This window comes from Actinoplanes sp. NPDC048988 (assembly GCF_043197815.1).
Classification (GTDB): domain Bacteria; phylum Actinomycetota; class Actinomycetes; order Mycobacteriales; family Micromonosporaceae; genus Actinoplanes.
In genome coordinates this window covers 43,446-67,109 of the sequence record NZ_JBICTW010000016.1, presented here as the reverse complement: position 1 = coordinate 67,109, position 23,664 = coordinate 43,446, and the positions used below count along the sequence as shown (strand labels likewise).

The 23,664-nt window shown below is 70.8% G+C and carries 21 protein-coding genes; 12 read left to right on the top strand and 9 right to left on the bottom strand.

Translation table 11 applies throughout. The features are described from left to right. Positions 1–28 precede the first annotated feature (28 nt). Entirely contained in the window at positions 29–2,386 is a 2,358-nt protein-coding gene (locus ACGFJ7_RS36095; protein WP_360253812.1) for a Tex family protein, read from the top strand. Here ACGFJ7_RS36095 and ACGFJ7_RS36090 read toward each other — a convergent pair. Further along, complete coding sequence (locus ACGFJ7_RS36090) at positions 2,370–4,046, bottom strand: serine/threonine protein kinase (protein ID WP_392646418.1); 1,677 nt, start codon at positions 4,044–4,046, stop codon at positions 2,370–2,372. The genes ACGFJ7_RS36095 and ACGFJ7_RS36090 overlap by 17 nt on opposite strands. 55 nt (positions 4,047–4,101) lie before the next feature. Here ACGFJ7_RS36090 and ACGFJ7_RS36085 point away from each other — a divergent pair, with 55 nt between their 5' ends. The 6 genes from ACGFJ7_RS36085 to ACGFJ7_RS36060 all read left to right on the top strand — a co-directional run bounded on the left by ACGFJ7_RS36085 (position 4,102) and on the right by ACGFJ7_RS36060 (position 7,738). Then, positions 4,102–4,644 (top strand): GNAT family protein, encoded by a 543-nt coding sequence (locus ACGFJ7_RS36085; protein ID WP_360253808.1) that lies wholly within the window; start codon positions 4,102–4,104, stop codon positions 4,642–4,644. 32 nt (positions 4,645–4,676) lie between these two features. After that, positions 4,677–5,663 carry a hypothetical protein gene (locus tag ACGFJ7_RS36080; protein WP_360253806.1) on the top strand — a complete coding sequence of 329 codons (987 nt, stop codon included), beginning with the start codon at positions 4,677–4,679 and terminating at the stop codon, positions 5,661–5,663. Positions 5,664–5,719: 56 nt separating this feature from the next. After that, complete coding sequence (locus ACGFJ7_RS36075) at positions 5,720–6,148, top strand: Rrf2 family transcriptional regulator (protein ID WP_360253804.1); 429 nt, start codon at positions 5,720–5,722, stop codon at positions 6,146–6,148. Beyond that, entirely contained in the window at positions 6,148–6,786 is a 639-nt protein-coding gene (locus ACGFJ7_RS36070) for an NIPSNAP family protein (RefSeq protein ID WP_360253802.1), read from the top strand. Before ACGFJ7_RS36075 ends, ACGFJ7_RS36070 begins: the two co-directional genes overlap by 1 nt. 19 nt (positions 6,787–6,805) lie before the next feature. Further along, positions 6,806–7,225, top strand: coding sequence for a VOC family protein (locus ACGFJ7_RS36065; RefSeq protein ID WP_392646416.1), 420 nt, complete (start codon positions 6,806–6,808; stop codon positions 7,223–7,225). 72 nt (positions 7,226–7,297) lie between these two features. Next, positions 7,298–7,738 (top strand): PepSY domain-containing protein, encoded by a 441-nt coding sequence (locus ACGFJ7_RS36060; protein WP_392646414.1) that lies wholly within the window; start codon positions 7,298–7,300, stop codon positions 7,736–7,738. 9 nt (positions 7,739–7,747) lie between these two features. Here the strand turns inward: ACGFJ7_RS36060 and ACGFJ7_RS36055 are convergent, their stop codons facing one another. Then, positions 7,748–8,998, bottom strand: coding sequence for an ATP-binding protein (locus ACGFJ7_RS36055; RefSeq protein ID WP_392646412.1), 1,251 nt, complete (start codon positions 8,996–8,998; stop codon positions 7,748–7,750). Then, positions 8,995–9,675, bottom strand: coding sequence for a response regulator transcription factor (locus ACGFJ7_RS36050; RefSeq protein ID WP_360253794.1), 681 nt, complete (start codon positions 9,673–9,675; stop codon positions 8,995–8,997). The genes ACGFJ7_RS36055 and ACGFJ7_RS36050 overlap by 4 nt, the downstream gene beginning before the upstream one ends. 102 nt (positions 9,676–9,777) lie before the next feature. Here ACGFJ7_RS36050 and ACGFJ7_RS36045 point away from each other — a divergent pair, with 102 nt between their 5' ends. Next, on the top strand, positions 9,778–10,218 hold the full coding sequence (locus tag ACGFJ7_RS36045; protein WP_360253792.1) for a hypothetical protein: 441 nt from the start codon (positions 9,778–9,780) through the stop codon (positions 10,216–10,218). On the opposite strand, the gene glgB is transcribed toward ACGFJ7_RS36045, so the two are convergent. From glgB to ACGFJ7_RS36025, 4 genes are read right to left on the bottom strand one after another with little or no spacing between them, the layout of a single operon-like run. Then, a complete protein-coding gene (gene glgB / locus ACGFJ7_RS36040) occupies positions 10,215–12,365 on the bottom strand; it encodes a 1,4-alpha-glucan branching protein GlgB (protein WP_392646410.1) in 2,151 nt (716 codons plus the stop codon). The two genes, ACGFJ7_RS36045 and glgB, sit on opposite strands and share 4 nt — an antisense overlap. A gap of 22 nt (positions 12,366–12,387) precedes the next feature. Continuing rightward, complete coding sequence (locus ACGFJ7_RS36035; RefSeq protein WP_360253790.1) at positions 12,388–13,698, bottom strand: maltokinase; 1,311 nt, start codon at positions 13,696–13,698, stop codon at positions 12,388–12,390. Beyond that, a complete protein-coding gene (treS, locus tag ACGFJ7_RS36030; RefSeq protein ID WP_360253788.1) occupies positions 13,695–15,476 on the bottom strand; it encodes a maltose alpha-D-glucosyltransferase in 1,782 nt (593 codons plus the stop codon). Before treS ends, ACGFJ7_RS36035 begins: the two co-directional genes overlap by 4 nt. 40 nt (positions 15,477–15,516) lie before the next feature. Then, on the bottom strand, positions 15,517–17,484 hold the full coding sequence (locus ACGFJ7_RS36025; protein WP_360253786.1) for an alpha-1,4-glucan--maltose-1-phosphate maltosyltransferase: 1,968 nt from the start codon (positions 17,482–17,484) through the stop codon (positions 15,517–15,519). Between the two features lie 369 nt (positions 17,485–17,853). Here ACGFJ7_RS36025 and ACGFJ7_RS36020 point away from each other — a divergent pair, with 369 nt between their 5' ends. The 3 genes from ACGFJ7_RS36020 to ACGFJ7_RS36010 all read left to right on the top strand — a co-directional run bounded on the left by ACGFJ7_RS36020 (position 17,854) and on the right by ACGFJ7_RS36010 (position 20,211). Then, positions 17,854–18,441, top strand: a complete 588-nt coding sequence (locus ACGFJ7_RS36020; RefSeq protein ID WP_360253784.1) for a hypothetical protein — start codon at positions 17,854–17,856, stop codon at positions 18,439–18,441. 344 nt (positions 18,442–18,785) lie between these two features. Next, a complete protein-coding gene (locus tag ACGFJ7_RS36015; RefSeq protein ID WP_360253782.1) occupies positions 18,786–19,289 on the top strand; it encodes a sigma-70 family RNA polymerase sigma factor in 504 nt (167 codons plus the stop codon). Then, positions 19,279–20,211 (top strand): hypothetical protein, encoded by a 933-nt coding sequence (locus tag ACGFJ7_RS36010; RefSeq protein WP_392646407.1) that lies wholly within the window; start codon positions 19,279–19,281, stop codon positions 20,209–20,211. The genes ACGFJ7_RS36015 and ACGFJ7_RS36010 overlap by 11 nt, the downstream gene beginning before the upstream one ends. A 58-nt stretch (positions 20,212–20,269) precedes the next feature. Here the strand turns inward: ACGFJ7_RS36010 and ACGFJ7_RS36005 are convergent, their stop codons facing one another. Both ACGFJ7_RS36005 and ppgK read right to left on the bottom strand, forming a co-directional pair. Then, the gene (locus ACGFJ7_RS36005; protein ID WP_360253778.1) at positions 20,270–20,731 is read right to left on the bottom strand and encodes a PPOX class F420-dependent oxidoreductase; all 462 of its coding nucleotides are present in this window, start codon (positions 20,729–20,731) and stop codon (positions 20,270–20,272) included. Next, positions 20,731–21,525 carry a polyphosphate--glucose phosphotransferase gene (ppgK, locus tag ACGFJ7_RS36000; protein WP_360253776.1) on the bottom strand — a complete coding sequence of 265 codons (795 nt, stop codon included), beginning with the start codon at positions 21,523–21,525 and terminating at the stop codon, positions 20,731–20,733. Before ppgK ends, ACGFJ7_RS36005 begins: the two co-directional genes overlap by 1 nt. A 224-nt stretch (positions 21,526–21,749) precedes the next feature. Between ppgK and ACGFJ7_RS35995 the strand changes: the two genes are divergently transcribed. Beyond that, positions 21,750–22,529, top strand: a complete 780-nt coding sequence (locus ACGFJ7_RS35995; RefSeq protein ID WP_392646405.1) for an RNA polymerase sigma factor SigF — start codon at positions 21,750–21,752, stop codon at positions 22,527–22,529. Positions 22,530–23,664: the final 1,135 nt, after the last annotated feature.

Here is a 23,664-nt window from a genome sequence, read left to right as displayed (position 1 = left end):
GATCCGGGCATCGGAGACAATCGTCGGCGTGACGACAGCGATCCATCAGCGCATTGCCTCCGAGCTCGGTGTCCGCGAGAGCCAGGTAACCGCGGCGGTCGAGCTCCTCGACGGCGGCGCCACCGTGCCGTTCATCGCCCGCTACCGCAAGGAGGTGACCGGCACCCTCGACGACACGCAGCTGCGCACGCTCGAGGAGCGGCTGGGTTACCTGCGGGAGCTGGAGGAGCGCCGGGCCGCCGTGCTCGAGTCCATCCGGCAGCAGGGCAAGCTCGACGACGCGCTGGAGCAGGCCATCCTCGCCGCCGACTCCAAGGCGCGGCTCGAGGACATCTACCTGCCGTACAAGCCGAAGCGCCGCACCAAGGCCCAGATCGCCCGTGAGGCCGGCCTGGAGCCGCTGGCCGACCAGCTGATCGGCGACCCGTCGCTCGACCCGCGGGCCACCGCGGCCGCCTTCGTCGACGCCGGCAAGGGCGTGGCCGACGAGAGCGCCGCCCTCGACGGCGCCCGGTCGATCCTGATCGAACGGTTCGCCGAGGACGCCGACCTCATCGGTGAGCTGCGCGAGCGCATGTGGACCCGGGGCCGCCTCGTCGCCAAGGTGACCGACGGCAAGCAGACCGAGGGGGCGAAGTTCGCCGACTACTTCGACTTCGCCGAGCCGTACGCCAAACTCCCCTCGCACCGGATCCTCGCCATGTTCCGCGGGGAGAAGGAGGGCGTCCTCGACCTGACGATGGAGCCCGAACCCGAGGACGAGTCCACCTTCGAGCCGCGCATCGCCGCCCGCTTCGGCGTCTCCGACCAGGGGCGGCCGGGCGACAAGTGGCTGACCGACACGGTTCGCTGGGCCTGGCGTACGCGGATCCTGATCCACCTCGGCGCCGACCTGCGCGTGCGGCTGTGGCAGGCCGCCGAGGACGAGGCCGTACGGGTCTTCGCGGCCAACCTGCGCGACCTGCTGCTGGCGGCGCCGGCGGGCACGCGGTCGACGATGGGCCTCGACCCCGGATTCCGTACGGGCGTGAAGGTCGCCGTGGTCGACGGCACCGGCAAGGTGGTCGCCACCGACACCATCTACCCGCATGTGCCGCAGAACAAGTGGGACGAGTCGATCCACCGGCTCGCCGCGCTGGCCAGCAAGCACAACGTCGACCTGATCGCGATCGGCAACGGCACCGCCTCGCGCGAGACCGACAAGCTCGCGGCCGACCTGATCAAGCGGCACCCCGAGGCCAACCTGACCAAGGTGATGGTCTCCGAGGCCGGCGCGTCGGTCTACTCGGCGTCCGCGTACGCGGCGTCGGAGCTGCCCGGCATGGACGTGTCGCTGCGGGGCGCGGTCTCCATCGCCCGCCGCCTCCAGGACCCCCTGGCCGAGCTCGTCAAGATCGACCCGCGGTCGATCGGCGTCGGCCAGTATCAGCACGACCTCTCCGAGGTGAAGCTGTCCCGCTCGCTCGACGCGGTCGTCGAGGACTGTGTGAACGCGGTCGGCGTCGACGTCAACACGGCCTCGGCGCCGCTGCTCACCCGCGTCTCCGGCATCGGGGCGGGCCTGGCCGAGAACATCGTGCTGCACCGCGACCAGAACGGCCCGTTCAAGAACCGCTCCGAGATCAAGAAGGTGGCGCGGCTCGGCCCCAAGGCGTTCGAGCAGTGCGCCGGCTTCCTGCGCATCCCGGGCGGCGACGACCCGCTCGACTCGTCCAGCGTGCACCCCGAGTCGTACCCGGTGGTCCGGACGATCCTCTCCACGGTCGGGGCCGACCTCAAGAGCGTCATCGGCAACACCCAGGTGCTGCGCAAGGTCAAGCCGGAGCAGTTCGTCACCGACACCGTCGGCCTGCCGACCGTCACCGACATCCTCAAGGAGCTCGAGAAGCCGGGCCGCGACCCGCGCCCGGGCTTCACCACGGCCACCTTCGCCGAGGGCGTCGAGAAGATCGCCGACCTCAAGCCGGGCATGGTCCTCGAGGGCGTGGTGACCAACGTGGCCGCGTTCGGCGCGTTCGTCGACATCGGCGTCCACCAGGACGGCCTGGTGCACGTGTCGGCGCTGTCCACCACGTTCGTCAAGGACCCGCGCGAGGTCGTGAAGTCGGGCGACGTGGTCAAGGTGCGGGTGGTCGAGGTCGACGAGGCCCGCAAGCGGATCTCGCTGACCATGCGCCTGACCGACGAGCCGGTCCGCAAGCCGCGGGGGGAGACCCCGCCCCGGCAGGCGCAGCCGCGCCAGCAGCGTCCCGGGAGCGGCGGGCAGCGTCAAGGGGGCGGCGGCGGGCAGCGTCAGGGCCGTCAGCAGCAGGACCAGCGCAGCTTCAACGGCGGCGCGATGGCCGACGCCCTGCGCCGGGCCGGGCTCACTAAGGACTCGAAGTAATAGCGATGTGGTCGAAGGCCACCCGGAACGGGCCGCTCTGCGGGGCGTCCCGGTCCGGGTAGACACCGAGCAGCAGCCGCGCGCCGGAGATGTCCCGGTCGGTCAGGGGCGCCTGGCCGACCACGGCGCCGTCCCGGGAGACCGTCACCGTGCCGTCGTCGACCCGCAGCCCGATCCGGGTGGCCGGGCCGTTCACCGGCAGCGGCCGGTCGAGCGGCATGGTGCGGGTGACGACCACGTCGGTGCCCTTGTGGGTGCCGACGTAGAAGCTGTTCGCGCACGCCCGTACCAGATAACCTTTGTTGGCTCCGAAACGGAACCAGATCGCCGCGCACGAGTCCTCGCTGAGCAGCCGCACCCCGACCTCGGCGTTGATGTCGGTGGGAAGCTGGTCCTGCGGGCCCGGGCACTTGTAGAGCCGCCGGCTGTCGACCCGCGCGACCAGCGAACCGTCGGCGAACTCGCAGGCCGAATGCCCGTCCGGCTCGGTCTTGGCCAGCCAGTAGCGGGCGGCGGCCAGATCGTCCTTGATGATCATCGGCTGGTCGGCCGGCGGCGGTTCGGCCGACGTCTCGGCCGGGTCCCGCCCGAAGATCACCATCATCGCGCCGGCGATCACGGCCAGCACCAGGAAAGCGACCGCGACCGGCATGAACCAGCGGCGCCGCGCCTCCGGCTCCTCCTCGACCGGCCCGGCGGCCGTGATCGGCACCGTGATGATCGAGTCTTCCTCGTAGCCCTTGGGCATCAGGCCGGTCACCGACTGCGCCTTCGCCGCGGCCACCCGCAGGTCGGGCTGATCGTCCAGCGCGGCCTTGGTCGCGGCCGGCCGGGTCGGGCCCGCCACCAGCAGATCCAGCAGTTCGCGGGCGGTCGGCCGGTTCTTCGGGTCCTTCTCCAGGGTGTACGCGACCAGGTCGCGCAGCGGGCCACTCAGGCCCTCCAGATCGGGCGGGCTGGTCAGGATACGGCCGGCCGTGGCCGGCGGCGAGTCACCGCCGAACGGGGTCTTCCCGATTCCCGCGTACGTCACCACGCTGCCCCACGAGAACACGTCGGCCGCGGCCGTGATCGGCACGTCGGCGTCGCCGAACCGCTCCGGCGCCATGTAGGCGACAGTGCCCACCATCTGCGACGCGGCCGTGTTGTCGCTCGGCGCGCCCATGGCCCGCGCGATCCCGAAGTCGATCACCTTGGGGCTGCCCGGCGCGAGCAGCACGTTGCGCGGCTTGAGATCGCGGTGGATCACTCCCGCCCCGTGGATGGCGGTCAGCGCGGTGGCCACCCCGATGGCCACACTGTGCAGGTTGGCCGCGGTCAGCGGGCCGCGCTCCTCGACCACCTCGGCCAGCGTCGGCCCGTCCACGTACTCGCAGACCAGGTACGGGTGTTCGGCGTCCGGGTCGGCGTCGAGCACCTCGGCCGTGCAGAACGGCGGCACCTGCCGCACCCGGGCCACCTCGCTGCGGAACCGGCGCCGGAACTCGTCGTCGTGCGCCAGATCGGCGCGCACCACCTTGACCGCCACCAGCACTCCCGCCGGTGACGTGGCCAGATAGACGGTGCCCATGCCGCCCTCGCCGAGCCGGCCGACCAGCTCGTAGGAGCCCAGCCGGTCCGGGTCGCGAGGACGCAACGGTTCCGTATGCTCCCCAGGCATGGGTGCACTGTATAGGGCGCGGTCGTTGCCTCACCCGGCCGGATAACCTCGTTCCATGCTGATCGCGACGGAACGGCTCATCCTGCGGCGCTTCCGCCCCACGGACGCCCCCGTGCTGGCCGGGTACCGCTCCGATCCGGCGGTCGCGCGCTACCAGTCGTGGGACGCGCCGTTCCCGCTGTTGCGGGCCGAGACCGCCGTGGCCAACTTCATGGCCTCCGACCCCGACAAGCCGGGCTGGTTCCAGTACGCGATCGAGCGCACCGCCGAGCGGGACCTCATCGGCGACGTGGCGGTGCACCTGCACGACAACGCGAAACAGGCCGAGATCGGCTTCACCCTGGCCTCCCGACATCAGAAGCAGGGCTACGCGACCGAGGCCGTTCGGGCCGTCCTGGACCGCCTTTTCCGCGTGCAGGGCCTGCACAAGGTGGCAGGGGAGTGTGACGCCCGCAACGTCGCGTCGGCCGCCCTCATGGAACGGCTCGGCTTCACCCGCGAGGGCCTGCTGCGCCAGCAGACGTTCATCAAGGGCGAATGGACCGACGACCTGATCTACGGCCTCCTGGCCCCGGAATGGCTCCGCCAGCCCGATTGATCAACTAGGCGCCCGATCCGTACAGTGCCCGGGTGACTCAGCCCCTCCCGGTGACCGTCCGGGTCGCCTTGTACTTCCAGCTCGCCGTGGTGGCGATGCTGCTGCTGTTCATCGGCGTGTCCACCGCCCACGCGATCCATTACGACGGACTGATCACCGAGGCCGCGCTGGCCACCGGGGCCGACCCGGGCGACGTGGGCGCCGAACGCTCGTACAACCTGACCGGGGCGGTGCTTCCGGCGGTCCCCGCGCTGATCCTGGCCGTCTGGCTGAGCATCACGGCCGTCCTGGTGCGGCGGGGCAACAACACCGGCCGGATCCTCACGCTGGCCGGCATGGGCGCCCCGGTCGTGTTGTCGCTGGGCGGCTGCCTGTTCGGCGGTTTCGGGGTGTTCTTCCTGATCGACGCGCTGGCTTCGGGTTTCGGCGGCGACGACGGGTCCGCCGACGATCCCTACGAGGACGGCACCGCGTACACGGACGAGCCGTACCCCGGGGTGGCGTTCTGGGACAAACTGGCCGACCTGGACTCGAGCGGCTGGAACATCGCCTTCGAAGTCATCAGCTTCTCCGCGCTCCTGCTGGCCTTCGCCTGCGCGATCGTCACGGCGGTCCTGCTGCTGGTGGGCCCCTCGAACCGCTTCTTCCGCCCGGGCCGCCCTCAGCCCGCCGCGCCGTTCGGCTACGGACCGCCACCGGCTTACCCGGTGCCCCCGCATTTCGCCTCGGCCTACCCGGCGCCGCCGCACCCGGCGGCCGCTTACCCCAGCGCGGCTTTCCCCGCACCCGCGTATCCTCAGCCGCCGGTGCCGTTCGCCGCGCCTTCGCCGTTCGCTCCGCCGGCCCCCGTCTTCGCTCCCGCCGACCAGCCCGTTTCCACCGCTGATCAGGCGAGCCCGTCTCCCTCCGCCGCGGATCCGTCAGCCGTTTCCCCCTCTGCCCCGCCCGCTGATCCTTCGGTCGCGTCACCTTCCGCGCCGCCCGCTGATCCGCCGGCTGGTCCGCCGCCCTCGGCGTGATCCGGCCTTGACGCCCTTCTCGTTGTAACCGAAGCTGTTACAGCGAGGAGGCATCGATGGCCGCGAACAGCCGCTTGACCGTCGCCGTGCACGCGCTGACCTGGCTGGCGCTGGCCCACCGGCGGGGCCGCGACGTGCTCACCTCCGACGAGGTCGCCGCCAGCGTCAACGTCAACCCGGTGATCGTCCGCCGCAGTCTCGGCGACCTTCGCCGGGCCGCCCTGGTGTCCGTACGGCACGGAACCGGCGCCGGCTGGCTGCTGGCCCGCCCGCCCGGCGAGATCCCGCTCAGCGACGTCTACGACGCCGTCGAGGGCCCGCCGGTCTTCGCCCTGCACCACACCGAGCCCAACCTCGAGTGCCCCGTCGGCCGCGGCATCCGCCCCGCCCTCAGCGGCGTCTACACCGGCGTCCACCAGGCGCTGCGCCGCGAACTGGCCCGGACCTCCATCGCCGACGTCCTGCACCGCTCCCTGGAGGCCTGATGATCGTCGAACTTCGCCAGTACACCCTGCACCCCGGCCGCCGCGACGACCTGATCACCCTCTTCGACCGCGAGTTCGTCACCACCCAGGAAGCCACCGGCATGCGGATCATCGGCCAGTTCCGCGACCTCGACGCCCCCGACCGTTTCGTCTGGCTGCGCGCCTTCCCCGACATGCCGTCCCGCGCCGCCGCCCTGACCGCCTTCTACACCGGCCCCACCTGGCGCGCCCACAGCGCCGCCGCCAACGCCACGATGATCGACAGCGACGACGTCCTCCTGCTGCGCCCCGCCGAGCCCTTCCCCAGGCCCTTCGATACCGCCGCCCGCCGCTCCCTCGACGCCCTCTTTCTGGGCACGCTGCACTTCGGCGACCGGCCGTTCGGCGCCGACTTCGCCGCACTGGTCGCCGAGCGAGCCGCCGAGTTCGGGGTGACCCCGCTGGCCGTACTGACCACCGAGTACGCCGAGAACACCTTCCCGGCCCTCCCGGTGCGCACCGGCGAGCACGTCGTCGCCTGGTTCGCCCGTTTCCCCGACGAGCCCGCGCTGGCCGAGCATCTGGATCGCTTCCCCCGCCTGACAGACTCGGAGCATCATCTGCGCCTGTCACCCACCGCGGGTTCGCGCCTGCGCTGACCCGAACGAGGTGAGCTCCGTGCCGATCGGACGCCTCCACCACCTGATCGCCGACTGCCCCGACCCCACCGCCTCGGCCCGCTTCTGGAGCGCCGTGCTGGGCCGGCCCGTCACCTACGACGACGGCGACTTCGCCGTGGTCTCGGCCGACACCACCACTTCCGGCCTCGCCTTCCAGCGCTCCGCCGGCCGGCCCGCCCCGACGTGGCCCGACCCGGCCGTCCCGCAGCAGATGCACCTGGACGTCATGGTCGACGACCAGCCGGCCGCGGCCGAGGCCGTCCTTTCCCTGGGCGCCCGCCGGCTCGACGGCGACTACGTCTTCGCCGACCCCGCCGGCCACCCGTTCTGCCTGATCCCCCGCCCCGGCTGGTCCCCACCGGTCACCCCCGCATCCGACCCGGATGCCGGCGGGGAGGCAGCCTTAGGACTGCTTTAACGGTGGCACAGCGTGCCCATAGGTGATCTCCCGCGATCGTAGGAGCGTCCGAAACGACTGGGAGGTCAACTGATGAAGAGCACTCGTACCGTCGTGGTGGCCGGCGTGGGCGTACTGGCGGCCCTGGGCATCGCCGGGACCGCGCTGGCCGCCACCGGCGGCGAGAGCAGCCCGGCCCGGGCCGCCGCCGTGGCCCTCGCCGAGACGCCGTCGGCCACGCCGAGCGACACCGCCAGCCCCGCGCCGAGCGGCGGGGCGACCTCGAGTGGTGGGGCGACTGCCGATCCCGCCGCGCCGGCTGGAGCGACCGTCGACGCCAACGGTGCGCGGGAGATCGCGTTGGGTGCGGTGCCGGGCGGTCAGGTTCACGAGGTGGAGCTGGACGACGACGACAACGACCGCCAGGTCTGGGACGTCGACGTGCACGTCGGCGACGTGGAGCACGAGATCGAGATCGATCCGGCCAACGGCAAGATCGTTCAGCACGAGACCGACGACAGCGACGACGACTGACGGAAGTCGCTACCCGGGTGGGGCGGGCAGCCGCAGGCGTACCTCGGTGCCGCCGCGCGGAGCGGCCTCGATGGTGAAACTGGCGGCTACCTGGCGGGCTATGTCCAGGCCCAGGCCGGTGGAACCGGCGGCCGAGACGCCTCGCCCGGCGGCCTCGGGGGTGAAGCCGGGGCCCTCGTCGGTCACCGTGAGCAGGGCGCCGTGGGGGGCCGCGGTCAGGCGTACGCCGAAGGCTGTGCCGTCCGGTGTGTGGGCGAAGACGTTGCCGAGCAGGGCGTCCAGGGCCGCTCCCAGTTCGTCGGCGGCCACGGCGACCGGGACGGGGCCGGAGGGGATCTCCTGAGTCAGGGCGCGGCCGGTGTCCTCGGCCAGGACCGCCCAGAACGCCACCCGGTCGCGGACCACGGCCGCCGCGTCGCTGTGGGCCGGAGTGGGGGGCTCGTCTCGGCGGCGGGCCTGCTCAATCAGGGCTGTCACCGCTCGGGCGACCTCGTCGGCGGCGGCGGAGACGCGGGCCGCCTCGCCGGGGTCGCGCAGCGACTCGGTTTCCAGGCGCAGGGCGGTCAGCGGGGTACGGACGCGGTGGGACAGGTCGGCGATCCGTTCGCGTTCGGTTTTCAGCAGGACCTGGATGCGGTCGGCCAGGTGGTTGAGGGCGCCGGCCACCTCGCGCAGTTCGGCGGGGCCGGAGGGGTTCGCCCGTACGGTCAGCTCGGCCCGGGCCAGGCGGTGGGAGACGGCCGACAGCTCGGTGATCGGAGCCGTGATGGCGCGGGCCAGGCGGTCGGCCACCAGCAGGCTCAGCAGGACCAGGACGAAGCCGAGGCCGGTCAGGGTGAGCCAGGCCCGGCCGACGCCGTGGCGCAGGTCGTCGTCGGCCACCACCGTGCTGACGACCGTGGTGCCGGAGGCGCCGACCACCGGGACCACGATCTCGCGGTCGTCGTCCACGGCCACGGTCAGGGCTTCGCCGCGCGCGGCGGCCAGCCGTACGGCCGGACTGCGGTCCGTCTCCTGGCCCAGGACAGTGCCGTCGGGGAGGAAGACCGACACCGGAACGGACTGGGCCGTGACCGCCAGGCGAATCGCGTCGCGGTCGCCGGAGCCGGCCAGCGGCACCACCGTGCGCAGCACGTCGTCGGCCCGGCTCATCGCCCTGTCCTCCGCCACCTGGCGCACCAGCAGCGCGAGCGGGACCAGGAAAGCCAGCAGCACCAGAACGGTGGTGGCGCCCACCAGCAGGGTCAGGCGCGCTCTCATGCCGGCCCGCTCAGCTTGACGCCCACGCCGCGGACCGTGTGCAGGTAGCGCGGCTCCTGCGCCGTCTCGCCCAGCTTGCGGCGCAGCCACGACAGGTGGACGTCGACCGTCTTGTCGGCGCCGCCGTAGGGCACCTGCCACACCTCGGTGAGCAGTTCGCGCTTGGTGACGACCTGACCGGCGCGCTGGGCCAGATGATGCAGCAGCTCGAACTCGCGGGGGGTGAGCTCGACCGCCGCCCCGTCGAGGGTGACCACGCGGGCGGCCGGGTCGATCCGCAGGCCGCCCACGGCCAGCACGGACGGGGTCTCGCCGGGGGAGAGGCGGCGCAGCACCGCCCGTACGCGGGCGTCGAGCTGGGCCGCGGTGAACGGCTTGACCACGTAGTCGTCGGCGCCGGCGTCGAGCAGCCGGACCATCTCGCGTTCCTCGTCGCGGGCGGTGGCCACGATCACCGGGACCTGGCTGATGGCCCGCAGCATGCGCAGCAGTTCACGGCCGTCGAGGTCGGGCAGGCCCAGGTCGAGCACGATCAGGTCGGGGCGGTCGGCCAGGGCGGCCTGCAGGCCCTCCATCGCGGTGGCCGAGGCCGCCACCGCGTGCCCGCGCTCGCGCAGGGCGCGCAGCAGGTTGGACCGGATCGCCGGTTCGTCCTCGATCAGCAGGAGTCTCGCCACGGGTGAACGCTATCCGCCGGGTCCGACAAGAACTGAGTCTCTTAACCGTCCCTTAGCGTTGCCCGGCGTCAGGCTTAGCCGGGCGGCGGGCATAGTTCCCTCATGCGCTTTCTCGACCGGACCCCGGTGATCGTCGCCGGCTGGACCGCCGCCGCGATCCTGGCCGTGCTGGTGGGCGTGGTCGGCATCGGCCTCGTCGGCTCGGGCCTCACCTCGGAGCGCGCCGCGACGGTGCTCAGCGAGGACGAGGTCGACCGGGCGCTCGGCGCGGCTCCGGCGACGGATCCGGCAAATCCGAAGTCGGCGGTGGCGTCGGGGGCGGCGAGCGCGGGAGCGAGCGCGGCGAAAGGCCAGACCTTCACCACCATGGGTGGTACGGTCGTCGCCGCCTGCGATCGCATCATCTCCATGGCGCCCGCGCAGGGCTGGGCCGTGCACGACCAGGACCAGCGGGAGGGCGAGTTCCGCAACGGCCGCGACCGGTTGGAGGTCGAGCTGAGCTGCGTGAACGGCGCCCCCCGGCTGGAGGTCGCGAACGATTAGGCCTCGTGCCGCAGCCAGACCGCGCCCAGCGGCGGCACGCGCAGCGACACCGAGTGGTCGAAGCCGTGCCACGGGAGCTCGTCGGTGTGGACCTCGCCGAGGTTGCCCACACCCGACCCGCCGTACAGCTCGCTGTCGGTGTTGATCACTTCGGCCCAGCGGCCCGGGCGCGGCAGGCCGATCCGGTAACCCTCCTGCGGCACCGCCGCGAAGTTGACCACGCAGGCCAGCGCGTCGCCGTTGGGCGCGAACCGGACGAACGAGAACGTGTTGTGCTGCGAGTCCTCGCTGGTGATCCAGCGGAAGCCGCTGGGCTCGGTGTCCTGCGACCAGATCGCCGGCGTGTCCCGGTAGACGTGGTTGAGGTCCTTGACCAGCGACTTGATCCCGCCGAACTGCGGGTCTTCGAGGAGGTCCCAGTGGAGGCCGCGCTCCTCGCTCCACTCGCGCAGGTCACCCATCTCGCCGCCCATGAACAGCAGCTGCTTGCCGGTGAAGGCCCACATGAAGCCGAGCAGGGCCCGCGTGTTCGCCAGTTTCTGCCACAGGTCGCCCGGCATCTTGCCGGTCAGCGAGCCCTTGCCGTGCACGACCTCGTCGTGGCTGATCGGCAGAATGTAGTTCTCGCTCCACGCGTAGACCGTCGCGAAGGTCATCTGGTGGTGGTGCCACTGCCGGTAGACCGGCTCCTTCTCCATGTAGGACAAGGTGTCGTTCATCCAGCCCATGTTCCACTTGAAGCCGAAGCCGAGGCCGCCCAGGTGGGTCGGGCGGGTGACGCCGGGCCAGGCCGTCGACTCCTCGGCGACCGTGATCACGCCCGGGTTGTTCTTGTAGACGGTCGCGTTCATCTCCTGCAGGAAGCTGATCGCGTCCAGGTTCTCCCGGCCGCCGTACTGGTTCGGGGTCCACTCGCCGTCCTTGCGCGAGTAGTCGAGGTACAGCATCGAGGCGACCGCGTCGACCCGCAGGCCGTCGGCGTGGAACTCCTCGCACCAGTAGAGCGCGTTGGCGACCAGGAAGTTGCGGACCTCCTTGCGCCCGAAGTCGAACACGTACGTACCCCAGTCGGGGTGTTCGCCGCGACGCCAGTCGCCGTGCTCGTAGAGCGGGGTGCCGTCGAAACGGGCGAGGGCCCACTCGTCCTTCGGGAAGTGCGCCGGAACCCAGTCGAGGATGACGCCGACGCCGGCCTGGTGCAGCTTGTCGACCAGGTAACGGAACTCGTCGGGATTTCCGAAACGCGACGTCGGGGCGAAGTACCCGGTGACCTGGTAACCCCACGAACCGCCGAACGGGTGTTCCATGACCGGCATGAGCTCGACGTGCGTGAAGCCCATGTCGACGACGTAGTCCACGAGTTCGGAGGCGAGCTCGGTGTACGAGAGCCCCGGCCGCCACGAGCCCAGGTGCACCTCGTACACGCTGGCCGGTTCCTGATGCCACGTCTTCGAGGCCCGCGCGGTCATCCACTCGCCGTCGGCCCACTCGTAGGACGACGCGTAGACGACGGAGGCGGTCGCCGGCGGGACCTCGGTGTGCTGGGCCAGGGGGTCGGCGTGCTCGCGCCACACCCCGTCCCGGCCGAGGATGCGGAACTTGTACTTGCTGCCCACGGCCACGTCCGGGACGTAGACCTCCCAGACGCCGCTGCTGCCCAGCGAGCGCATCGGCCAGCCGTCGTACGGCCCCCAGCCGACGCAGTCGCCGATCAGCTGCACGCCGCGCGCCGACGGCGCCCACACCGCGAAGCCGACGCCGGTGCCCTTGGGCTGCGCGCCGAGGACCTTCCACAGCTTCTCGTGCCGGCCCTCACCGATCAGGTGCAGGTCGAGTTCGCCCAGGGTCGGCAGGTGACGGTACGGGTCGTCGACCGTCTCGCCGTCCACGTCCAGCCGGTAGTCGAGCACCGTGCCGGGCAGTTCGGCGGCGAAGACGCCGTCCGGGTGCACTTTGGTCATCTCGGTGCGCTCGCCGTCGACGACCACGGCGACCGCCTTGGCGCCCTTGCGCAGGGTACGGATGACGGTGTTGCCGCCGCCGGGGTGGGCGCCGAGCGTCGCGTGCGGGTCATGGGTGTCGCCGGCCACCACGCTGTTCAGGGCGCGCTGGTCCGCGGCGAGCGTCGAGACGGTCTGGCCGGTCACAAAAAGCTCCTTAGTAGAAATGTCAGCCGACGAGCCGGGCGATGGACCGCAGGGGGATCCGCAGCCATCCGGGCCGGTGCCGGGCCTCGTACGCGGCCTCGTAGACCGCCTTGTCCAGCTCGTACGCCGCCAGCAGCGACCCGTGCGAACGCGGGTCGACGCCGGAGGCGTTCGCGTATCCGTCGCAGAACGCGGCCCGGTTGCGGTCGATCCACTCGCGGGCGCGGGCGGCCAGCGGCTCGTCGTCGTCCTGGTCGACCAGCAGCTGGTAGGCCGCGTACTCGTACGAGCGCAGCACCCCGGCCACGTCGCGCAGCGGCGAGTCGGGCAGCCGGCGCTCGTCGAGCGGCTGCCCGGGCTCGCCCTCGAAGTCGATGAGCAGCCAGCCCTCGGGCACCCGCAGCACCTGGCCCAGGTGCAGGTCGCCGTGCACGCGCTGCACCTCGACCTGCTGGCCGGTGAGCCCGCGGAACCCGTCCTCGATGGCCGGCACGTACTGCTGGATCTCGGAGACCGAGTTGGCCGCCGTGCGCAGCCGGGCCAGCATGGCGTCGACCGGGAACGGGGACGGCCCGGACCCGAGCTCGCGGGCCAGGTCGGCGTGGACGGAGGCGACGGCCTCGCCGAGCCGGTACGACTCGCCCTGGAAGTCGCCGCCCACCTCGTCGGCGCCGTACTCGGAGTCGGCGAACAGGTCACGCGCCGACGCGGTCGCCATCGCCCAGCCCTCGGCCGAGTTCGCCGCGTACTGCGTGACCATGCCCAGCGGGCTGGCCTCGCCGCTCTCGGTGGTCTCGAACGAGCCGAGCAGCTTGGCCACGTGGACGTTGCCGACCCGCCCGAGCACCCGGTTCAGCTCGATGTCGGGGTTGATCCCGGCCGAGACCCGGCGGAACACCTTGAGGATGGCGTCCTGCTCGAAGATGACACTGGTGTTGCTCTGCTCGGCGTCGAAGACCCGCGGCCACGACTCGACCGGGAAGTCGGCCCCCGGCTCGGGCTGGAAGATCACGTCGCCCCTGGTGCCGCCGGCCGCGATCAGCGCCAGCAGCTTGCGGGCCATGGCCGGGTCGTACAGGGCGTCATAGCCCGTACGGTCGCCGGCCGTGCCGATCGTGGCGACCTCGCTGTACTCGACGATCGGCCCGGAGTCCCAGGCCACCAGCACCTGGTACCGCTCGGAGCTGCCGTCGGTGTACTCGACGTCGATCAGCACCAGGTCGAGGTTGTCGTCGAGCGCCGTCGACGACGCCTGTTTGACGGATGACAGGGTGCGGGCTTTACCGGCGTACCACCTCTGCTGCGGCAGCCACTCGGCGAAAGGCAGCGTCATTGCTTCTCCTCGGACCCGCACAGCTGGAACCAGTAGAAGCCGTGCCCGGGGAGCGTCAGCAGGTACGGCAGCTGGCCGATGCGCGGGAAGTTCACGTGCCCGGTCAGTTCCACGGGGGTGTACCCGTTCCAGTGCTGCAGGTTCAGCTCGATCGGTTGCGGGAAGCGCGACAGGTTGTTCACGCACAGGACGACGTCGTCGCCGTCCTCGCGCAGGTACGCCAGCACCGACGGGTTCGATCCGCCCAACTCGCGGAACGTGCCGACGGCGAACGCTTCGTGGCGGCGTCGCACCGCCAGCATCGTACGCGTCCAGTTCAGCAACGACGTGGAACTGTCGCGCTGCGCCTCCACGTTCACCGCCTGGTACCCGTACACCGGGTCCTGGTTGGCCGGCAGATACAGCCGTCCGGGGTTGGCGGTGGAGAAGCCGGCGTTGCGGTCGGGAGTCCACTGCATCGGCGTACGGACGCCGTCGCGGTCGCCCAGCCAGATGTTGTCACCCATGCCGATCTCGTCGCCGTAGTACAGGACCGGCGAGCCGGGAAGCGACAGCAGCAGCGCGGTGAACAGCTCCATCTGGTTGCGGTCGTTCTCCAGCAGGGGCGCCAGCCGCCGCCGGATGCCGACGTTGGCCTTCATCCGCGGGTCCTTGGCGTACTCGCCGTACATGTAGTCGCGCTCTTCGTCGGTGACCATCTCGAGCGTGAGCTCGTCGTGGTTACGCAGGAAGATGCCCCACTGGCAGTTGTCCGGGATGGCCGGCGTCTGGGCCAGGATCTCCGAGATCGGGAACCGCGACTCCCGCCGTACGGCCATGAAGATCCGCGGCATCAGCGGGAAGTGGAAGGCCATGTGGCACTCGTCGCCGCCGGTCTTCGGATCGCCGAAGTACTCGACCACGTCGGCCGGCCACTGGTTCGCCTCGGCCAGCAGCACCCGGCCCGGGAACTCGTCGTCGATCACCTTGCGGCAGTGCTTGAGGAACGCGTGCGTCTCGGGCAGGTTCTCGCCGTTGGTGCCCTCGCGCTCGAACAGGTACGGCACCGCGTCCAGCCGGAAACCGTCGATCCCCAGGTCGAGCCAGAAACGCAGCACGTCGAGCATCGCGTTCTGCACGGCCGGGTTGTCGTAGTTGAGGTCGGGCTGGTGCGAGAAGAACCGGTGCCAGAAGAACTGCCGCCGCACCGGGTCGAAGGTCCAGTTGGACTCCTCGGTGTCGACGAAGATGACCCGGGCGTCCTTGTACTTGTCGGAGGTGTCGCTCCAGACATAGAAGTCGCCGTACGGCCCGTCCGGGTCGCGCCGCGACTCCTGGAACCACGGGTGCTGGTCGGACGTGTGGTTCATGACCAGGTCGGTGATGACCCGGATGCCGCGCTTGTGCGCCGCCTCGAGCAGGGCCACGAAGTCCTCGACCGTGCCGAACTCCGGCAGCACCTTGTAGAAGTCGCTGATGTCGTAGCCGCCGTCGCGCAGCGGCGACTGGTAGAACGGCGGCAGCCACAGGCAGTCGACGCCCAGCCACTGCAGATAGTCGAGCCGCTCGATCAGGCCGCGCAGGTCACCGGCGCCGTCCGAGCTCGAGTCGTAGAACGCCCGGACCAGGACCTCGTAGAAGACGGCACGCTGGAACCACGTCCGGTCGGCCGGCAGCGCCCGGGCGTGACCGAAGTCCTCGGCGTTCGGGTGCTCGACCACGCCGTCCTCGATGTGGCTGCCTTCCGTGGGATCGAGACCCTCCGCCGGATCAAGGTCGAGATCGTTTTTCTGGTCCATCAGGTTCCCCACCTACCCACCCGCAGGTACTTGAATCTTGTTACTGCGCCGGTTGTACGACGAAGACGTGCGCCGGCTCCACGTACGGATCGATGCGTACCGCGTTGTGCTGGCCCCATTCGTACGTCGCGCCGGTGATCTGGTCGACGACCGTGAACCGCTCGTGCCAGTCCTTGCCGAGGGCCGGCATGTCCAGCACGGTGTTGCCCCACTGCACGTTCGACGAGTCGAACGTGACCACCACCAGCACCGTATTGCCGGTGTCGGGATCGCGCTTGGAGAAGCACAGCAGGTTGGCGTTGTCGATCTCGTGGAAGCGCAGGTTGCGCAGCCAGTGCAGGGCCGGGTTCTCGTCGCGGATCTGGTTCAGGCGGCCGATGTACGGCGCGAGCGAGCGGCCGGAGCGCTCGGCGCCGGCCCAGTCGCGCGGCTTGAGCTCGAACTTCTCGTTGTCGATGTACTCCTCGGCGCCGGGCCGGGCCACGTGCTCGAAGAGCTCGAAGCCCGCGTACATGCCCCAGGACGGGGTGAGCATCGAGGCCAGCACCGCGCGGATCTTGAACATCGGCGGGCCGCCGTGCTGCAGCGACTCGTGCAGGATGTCGGGGGTGTTGGGCCAGAAGTTCGGCCGCATCCAGTCGATCGTGGTGAGCAGCTGCTCCATGTACTGCCGCATCTCCCAGGCCGTGGTGCGCCAGGTGAAGTACGTGTACGACTGGGTGAAGCCGATCTTGCCGAGTCCGTTCATCATGGCCGGCCGGGTGAAGGCCTCGGCCAGGAACAGCACGTCCGGGTCGTTCTCCTTGACCTTGGCGATCAGCCACTGCCAGAAGTTGAGCGCCTTGGTGTGCGGGTTGTCGACCCGGAAGATCTTGACGCCGTTGTCCACCCAGTGCATGACCACGCGGTAAACCTCGTCGCGCAGGCCCTTGTAGTCGTTGTCCCAGTTCAGCGGGTAGATGTCCTGGTACTTCTTGGGTGGGTTCTCGGCGAAGGCGATGGTGCCGTCGGCGCGGGTGGTGAAGAACTCCGGGTGCTCACGGACCCACGGGTGGTCGGGCGCGGCCTGCAACGCCAGGTCCATCGCGACCTCCATGCCGTGGTCGCGGGCGACACCGATGAAGCGCCGGAAGTCCTCCAGGGTGCCCAGCTGCGGGTGGATCGCGTCGTGGCCGCCCTCGTCGGAACCGATCGCCCACGGCGAGCCGACGTCCTCGGGGCGCGCCACCAGGGTGTTGTTGCGGCCCTTACGGTTGACCTTGCCGATCGGGTGGATCGGCGGCAGGTAGAGCACGTTGAAGCCGAGCGCGGCCACGGCCGGGATCCGCTCGGCGGCGGTGGCGAACGTGCCGTGCTTGATCGGGGTGGCCTCGGGGCCGATCTCGGCGCCCTCGGAGCGCGGGAAGAACTCGTACCAGGCCGAGTAGAGGGCGCGCTTGCGGTCGACCCAGATCGCGTACGACCGGGTGGTCGTGACCAGCTGCCGCACCGGGTTGTGCCACAGCAGCTCTTCCAGGTCGAGCGCGGGGGAGACCCGGGCGAACAGCGAGCGCTGCTCGTCGCGCAGCGCCGCCGCGGCCTCGCGGACCCGGTCCTCGTCGTGCCCCGGCACGATCTTGGCGGCCAGGTCGAGCACCTCGGCGCCCTCGGCGAGGTCGTTGGCCAGATCCTCCAGGCCCTGCCCGGCGCCGATCTTCTTCACCACGGCGTCGCGCCACGTCCGGTAGGGATCGTCGAACGCCTCCACGGTGAACGTCCACCGGCCGACCCGGTCCGGGCGGATGGTGGCGTGCCACTGGTCGAGGCCGGGCTCGCCGGGGCGCATGCGGGTGAACGGCTCGGTCTCGCCGTCCGGCCCGCGCCATACCACGTTGACGCCGAGCGCGTGGTGTCCTTCGCGATAGGACACAGCGGAGACCGGCACGAGCTCGCCGACCACCGCTTTCGCCGGGTAGCGGCCACAGGACACCGAGGGCGTGACGTCCTCGATGGGGAAACGACCGGTCATGATCTCCACCGTAGTCAGAAGGGCGCGGGCGGGGTCGGCGAAACCAGACCGCCGTCAGGGCATACTTCTCCGCTGTGGAGGCGCCGCAAACGGTCACGTGCCGATGCGACTCAACCTACCGGAGCGGAACCCGGCGGGCTCATCCAGGCGAGGCGTTGCTCCCCTCCCGCTGATGCTTACCGACTTTGATCATCGGGACGTTACCGGCGGGCAAAATCAAATTTCCCACGCGTCTCATCGGGAGTGCGTTGGTTGCCGACCGGTCCCACTCCGGTCACCCCGCTCAAACCGGCCCGCCCGCCCGCCGAGAAGAACCCCGTGACGCCGCATCGCCCCGATGCCGGCGCCGTTAACGGAGGAGCACCCCACGTGGCCGGACCGTCTGTCGAGCTGTCGCCCGTCATCGCGGCCAGCACCCACTGGATCTCCCGGGCCTACCCGGCCGGGAGCCCGGACACCATCGCCCACACCCTGTCGGAGCTTCAGGCCCGGCAGGCCGTGACAGTGGCGGCGTGGCTGCGCTACCCGACCGAGGTCGACGCGGCGCTGGTCGCCATCGCCGGCCCGGGCGGCTCGGCGGTGCTCGACTGGCGCGTCGGCAGCGAGCCCGAGGACGAGGAGGCCGAGGAGGAGGGCTGGCGCACCTGGGTCGACGAGGTCGTGGTCAGCTGGGCCGCCTGCCTGCTGGCCGACCCGGCCCTGGCCCGCCGCGCGGTCGACGCGGTCGCCGCGGCCGTCCCGCTGAGCGAGGACCGCCCGCTGCCGTTCCCCCGCCGCGCCGGCGGCACCCCGAACGAGTTCCGCCGCCTGATCGAGCCCGACCAGCGCGACCGCGACGCCGCCGTGCTGCTGCGCCACCCCGACCTGCTCGAGCCGGTCGCCGAGATGCACCGCGACACTTTGCTCTACTTGCTCGACGCTGAGCAGTCTGGCCTCGCTCCGCTCGGCGGGCACTGAGCCCCCAACCGTCGGTGCCGAGGGCGCCAAAAACGTCCTCGGCTTCGCCTTGCCATTTTCGGAGCCCTCGACACCGACGGGCTCAGTGCTGAGCAGTCTGGCCTCGCTCCGCTCGGCGGGCACTGAGCCCCCAACCGTCGGTGCCGAGGGCGCCAAAAATGCCCTCGGCTTCGCCTTGCCATTTTCGGAGCCCTCGACACCGACGGGCTCAGTGCGACTCTGGTCGCGCTGAACCCCGAAGGCCGGCACCCCTCCTCGGGGTGCCGGCCTTTTTTGGTTGCAGCATTCTGGCCACACGGGCCGTTAGGGGTGCATAACTCACGACCGGAGCGGGGGTGCCGCGGATGCGGGACGCGGACGGCTTCGACGAGTTCTACCGGGAGACAAGCGCGCGGATGCTGCGGTACGGCTACGCGATGACCGGTGACCTCGCCGAAGCCCAGGATGTGGTGCAGGAGGCGTACACCAGGGCCTGGCGAAATTGGCGTACGGTCGCCGCCCACCCGGCGCCGGAAGGCTGGCTGCGCCTGGTGGTGTCCCGGCTCGCCACCGACCGCTGGCGCCGGCTGTCCGGCTGGCGGGCCGCGGTCCGCCGGGCCGGCCCACCCGAACCGGTGGCCCCGCCCGGCGAGGACGCGGTGGTGCTCACCGCCGCCCTGCGCCGCCTGGCACCGAACCTGCGCCAGGCGGTCGCCCTGCACTACCTGTTCGACCTGCCCGTCGCGGCGATCGCCGCCGAAACCGGGGCCGCCGTCGGCACCGTCACGTCCTGGCTGCACCGCGGCCGGACGGAACTCGCCGCCATCCTCGCTTCCACCCGCCTGCCGGAGGCCACCGATGTCGAATGAGCTGGAGAACGCCTTCGCGGCCCTCGCCGCGGACGCGGGCCGGGGCCGGCTGCTGCCCGCGGCCGAGGTGCGCCGCCAGTCCGACCGCCGGGCCGTGCGCCGCGGCGTGCTCACGGTGACCGCCGCCGCGGTCCTGATCGCCGGCGCGTTCGGCACGGGCTGGGCCCTCGGCGGCGACGACCGCGGCCAAGCCCCGATCGCCCCGATCCCGATCGTGACGCCGTCCCGGTCCCCGTCCGTCACGGTGTCCCCGCCGGCCAAGCCGGTGTCCACGCCGCCCTCGGCCCCGCCTTCCACGCCGCCCGCGACCTCGCCTTCCACCACGGCCCCGACGTCCAAGCCGCCCACCGTGCCGAAATCGATCCCCGCGCGGGCCATGCTGAACAAGGCGGACGGCAACACGGGAGGCTTCGCGCGCCTCACCGAGATCTGGGACCCCACGAAGCTCTGCGGCGACGCGAGCTATCCGAGCTCGCAGGACGCGGCCGTACGGGCATCGGTGCGAGTCGTCTACAAACGCCCCGAGCTGGGCGTCGAGTACGTCCCCGACGACGTCGTCTACAACACGGTCACGGTGTACCGGGGCAACGGCGCCGAGGACTTCCTGGACGAGCTCCGCGACGCCGTCCGCGAGTGCCCGACCGGGGGCGAGGGCGAGCCGCCGCCGAAATACCGTTCTCTCGGCTCACCGGGCCTGGGCGACGAGTCCGTGATGATCGAACGCTCGGCCGTCGGCCGCCTGGGCACCGGCGAACCCGACCCGAAGGCCGAACGCCAGATCACCTACATCGTCGCCGTCCGCGTCGGTGACGCCGTAACGCTCCTGGACACCACCGGCTACGAGAACGCCGGCTCGATCCGTTCCTCGGTCGACTCCCTGGCCGCAACCGCCGCCGACCGGCTCACCGACTGGCGCGGCTGAGCCACGCGGTTCTTTCGCGGGCCGCGTGGCTTCGCGGGCCGCGCGGCTCCTGGGCGGGTCAGGCCAGGCGGGCCGGGAAGCCGCCGGTGGCGATCGGGCCCCAGCGGTCGATCGTGATCCGGATCAGCGATTTGCCCTGGTCACGCATGGCCTGGCGGTATTCGTCCCAGTTCGGGTGCTCGCCGGAGATCACCCGGAAGTACTCGACCAGGGGCTCCACCGACTCGGGCAGGTCGATGATCTCGGCCGTACCGTCGACCTGGACCCACGGCCCGTTGAACTCGTCCGACTCCACCAGGACCGAGACCAGGGGATTACGGCGTACGTTGAACGCCTTGGCCCGCTCCGGATAGGTCGAGATGACGATGCGGCCCTCGGCGTCGACGCCGCACGTGTTCGGCGACGCCTGGGGCCGGCCGTCGCGCCGGGTCGTCATGAGGATGGCCTTGTGGCGCGGCCGCAGGAACTCCAGCAGCTCCTCGCGGCTCACCTTGGTGTTGGTGGCGATCGTGCGGGCCATCAGCCGGCCACCCGCGCGCCCGCCTCGTGCGGCGTCACGCCGCCGGGGGAGGCCGCCTTGGCGTCGGTCTCGGCGGTCACCGCGGCGCCGATGATGCCCGCGTTGTTGAGCAGCGTGGCCGGGACCATCGGCGTACGGATGTCGATCAGCGGCAGGAAGCGGTCGGCTTTCTTGCTGACGCCGCCGCCGATGATGAACAGCCGGGGCGAGAGCAGCATCTCCACGTGACGGAGGTAGTTGCCGACCCGGTTGGCCCACTTTTCCCAGCTCAGGTCCTCGGTCTCGCGGGCCCGGTCGGACGCGCGACTCTCGGCGTCGTGCCCGTCGAGCTCGAGGTGGCCGAACTCGGTGTTGGGGATCAGGACGCCGTCGAGGAACAGGGCGCTGCCGATACCCGTACCGAAAGTCAGCATCATGACCAGACCGGCCTGATCCTTGCCGGCGCCGAAGGCGACCTCGGCCGCACCGGCCGCGTCGGCGTCGTTGAGCACGCTGACCGGCATGCCCAGCCGGTCGCTGAACAGCTGCGCGGCGGGCGCGTCGAGCCAGGACTTGTCGACGTTGGCCGCCGTGCGGGTGACGCCGTCGACCACGACGCCGGGGAAGGTGACGCCGACCCGGTCGAACCCGTCGAACTGCGCCGCCACCTGGGCGACCGCCTCGACGACGCTGGTGACGTCGGAGGGCTGCGGCGTGGGCACGCGGAACCGCTCCGCGAGCAGCTCGCCCCTGACGGTGTCGACCGGCGCGCCCTTGACTCCGGAGCCGCCGATGTCGATGCCGAGAATGGCCATCCCTGTTTCCCGTCTGGAGACTTCGTGTGTTGCCCGTTGTTTACCACGGGGGACCGACATTAAATCCCCGGCGCGTCACCCACCTGCCGCGCGGGTCGGGGGTTGTCGAGCGTCACTCAGTCGTTCGGCTAGGCAACCCTCACCACATCGGCTAGCGTGGAGTAACTGAACGGTCGCCGCTAGCGGGCACGGCTCTCTGCCCGTTGTGATGGAGGACCAAACCCATGACCTTGTCGTACGCCGACCAGGCAGCTGCCCAGCAGACCGCGGCCGACCGGCTGGCCGCCCTGTCCGCGCTACCGCCGGACCATCCGGCCCGGCCCCGCGCCCGCGACCGGGCGATCGAGGCCTGGCTGCCGCTGGCCCGCCACCTCGCCCACCGCTACTCCGGCCGCGGCGAGCCCACCGACGACCTCGTCCAGACCGCCAACGTCGGCCTGATCAAGGCCATCGACAAATTCGACCCCGAGCGCGGCGTCGACTTCGCGGGTTACGCGATCCCGACGATCATCGGTGAGATCAAGCGCCACTTCCGCGACCGTACGTGGTCGGTCCGCGTCCCGCGCCGCCTGCAGGAACTGCGCCTGGCCATCACCGAGGCCAACAGCACCCTGACTCACAGCCTCGGCCGCTCCCCGACGGTCGCCGACGTCGCCGCCCACCTGGGCGTCAGCGAGGAAGACGTCCTCGAAGGCCTCGAAGGCGCCCGCGCCTACAACGCCACCTCGCTGTCCACCCCGATCTCGGCCGACGGCACCACCGAACTCGGCGACACCCTCGGCGGCGAAGACACCGAGTTCGAACTCGCCGAGACCCGCGTCGCCCTGGGCCCGGCCCTGGCCACCCTCGACGAGCGCGAGCAGAAGATCCTCACCCTGCGCTTCTACGGCAACCTGACCCAGTCGCAGATCGCCGACCAGATCGGCATCTCCCAGATGCACGTCTCGCGCCTGCTCACCAAGGCCCTGACCAAGCTGCGCCAGGAACTCCGAGCCGGCCTGTAATCCCAGCGGCCCCACACCGCAGCCCTCCCCGAACACTGAGCTCCGCCCGACGGGCCTCAGGCAACCGCCTGGGGTCCGCCACCTTTCCCGGCTCAAGCTCCCCGCCCTAACAGCTCCCACCGCCGTCCCAGCCGGTTGTGCCTGACCAGTCATGCCTGGGCCCGCCGTCCCGCTTGCCGTGTGTGGCCTTGCTTCTTCGTCCGCCCGCCGGGCTCGGCCTGCCACCTCCGTCCCGCCTGCCGCGTTTGATGTTTCGTCTCCATCCCATCCGCCATAGTTGGTCGTCCGTCTCCGTCCCGCCCGCCGTGCCCTCGGCCTTTTGGCCCGCTCCCGCTTGCCGTGCCTGGGTCGCCGTGCCTGGCCTTCGATCTATCGGTCGGTTCCCGCCTGCCGCGCCTGGGCCGCCGTGCTTGGCCTGCGGTGCCAGGGTCCGCCTTCCCCGGCCCGCTCGGTATGCCGGTCTTCCCTTTACCCAGCACTTTCCGCATGCGGCGTGCTGACCTTGCGGGCAACTGCGTGACAGACCAGGGTCTATTGGCTACCGCGACTGTGCTTTTTCTGTGAATGGCTAAGAAGGCTGGAGCTATGTTCGCCGGTCTGATAAAGGCCCGCGCCCACTTCGACGACAAGCCGAAATTGGCATGATCGAAAACTGACGCGAGCCACCCAGCGTGCGGGAAAATTGCTTATGGCGCAGTTGCAGTTCTTCACCCGATCAGAAGTGGCCGGTATGCGCGACCCGACAAAGGCGCGGAATTACTCTCCAGGGCGCGCGGAATTCCGCCGTGATCACGAGACCCGCCGCTATTGGGGGTTGAAGGCCCGCCACGCGCAGAAACTGCAACGCCTCTTCGGCAGCGTGGCGGCCGCCGACGCCCACTTCCAGTTGCAGGCGCGCCAGCGCAAAATGATCCCGCCCCCACCCCTCCCGCCCCGGCAGATCAACACGGAGCGCCCTTCAGCCCGCCCACCTGCCGCCGCCCAAACCGCCAAAGCCCCGCAGCCCGCCCCGCCTGTTGGTGGCTCACGGTCTGTCGCGTCTGTTGGTGGCTCACGGTCTGTCGCGTCTGTTGGTGGCTCACGGTCTGTCGCGTCTGTTGGTGGCTCACGGTCTGTCGCGTCTGTTGGTGGCTCA